The organism is Allobosea sp. 47.2.35 (assembly GCF_024655635.1).
Classification (GTDB): Bacteria; Pseudomonadota; Alphaproteobacteria; order Rhizobiales; family Beijerinckiaceae; genus Allobosea.
This window is the reverse complement of sequence record NZ_JANLGI010000060.1, coordinates 1-1,041: the sequence shown is the minus strand read 5'-3', so window position 1 is coordinate 1,041 and position 1,041 is coordinate 1. Positions and strand designations below refer to the sequence as shown.

Sequence of the window (1,041 nt, the reverse complement as noted above, 5' to 3'; positions counted from 1 at the left end):
GCGCCGAAACGGGCGAACAGGTGGACGTCCAGCACGCCGGCGGCAGTCATCTCATCACAGTCGGTGATGCCCGCCGGCTGCATGCGCGGTCGCGTTCCAGGCTCGGAGAGCTTCTATCTCAGCCAGGCTCGATGCCCGTGGTCGTTGTCACCCACCACGCCCCTCACCCAGCCTGCATAGCCGAGCCCGACCGTGGGACCTGGGCTGCAGGCAACTCAGCATCAGACCTTTCGGATTTGACCGATCAAGGCAAAGCAGCGGTTTGGATCCACGGCCATGTGCATCGCTCAGTCAATATTCAAAGGCCGAACGGCACTCGCATTATTTGCAATCCCGCCGGCCCGCTGTTCTGCAACACAGCATTTGACGAGCGCCTCGTCGTTCTCGTCTGATCTGGCTCTCCATAGGGGAAGCCGTGGCGTAGGGCGCCTTCCCCTTGAACCCAGTCATTGATTAGGATTCAACGTGTTTGCCGGGTTTGAATCCGATCGTCACTTTGAACCGAGCCCAGAAATGACTTTCTCTTCTTTGAATGATCCGGTCGACATAGCGCGAGCAGAAGCCGCACTCGACGCGGCCTGGCATCAAATCAAAGCGTCGCTGAAAGATAATGTCGACTTTGACTCGGAGCGGCTGCGGCTCGCCGACATCGTCGTGAGCCTCATCCCAATCGCTGAGGACGAGGCAGATCTAGCGCGACGCGCTATGGAGCGATATCTCAAAACTCGGCCACCGGGCTGCTGAGAATGGCCGTGAAGGGATAACTCGGCGACGCGCTCCTAGGCGGCACTTCCTCGCGTCGCCACCGTCGCCGCGAAACCGAAAGGTCCGGCAGTTCCTCCGCACGACCGCTCGTCATTACCGCCCTCGGACTGATACCCAGCAAACATCGTTCGGTCGCGACTACCGCGCACGGCCACTGCACCGCACGGCAAAAGCGCTGCCAAGCCAGCGGATTGTTACAGATTGTAACGGGTAGGAACCCCCGCTCGCCGCCCGCGTCTTTCCTTGGAGCAGGAAGCTCACCGCCTCCGCAACGGG

The 1,041-nt window shown here is 60.7% G+C and carries 1 protein-coding gene and 1 pseudogene; both read left to right on the top strand.

What is annotated here, in order from left to right; all coding sequences use genetic code 11:
• A pseudogene (locus tag NUV79_RS25200) lies at positions 1-392 on the top strand (metallophosphoesterase); the annotation flags it as partial.
• Positions 393-465: 73 nt separating this feature from the next.
• Positions 466-744 carry a hypothetical protein gene (locus NUV79_RS25195; protein ID WP_257735809.1) on the top strand — a complete coding sequence of 93 codons (279 nt, stop codon included), beginning with the start codon at positions 466-468 and terminating at the stop codon, positions 742-744.
• The last annotated feature ends 297 nt before the right edge of the window (positions 745-1,041 follow it).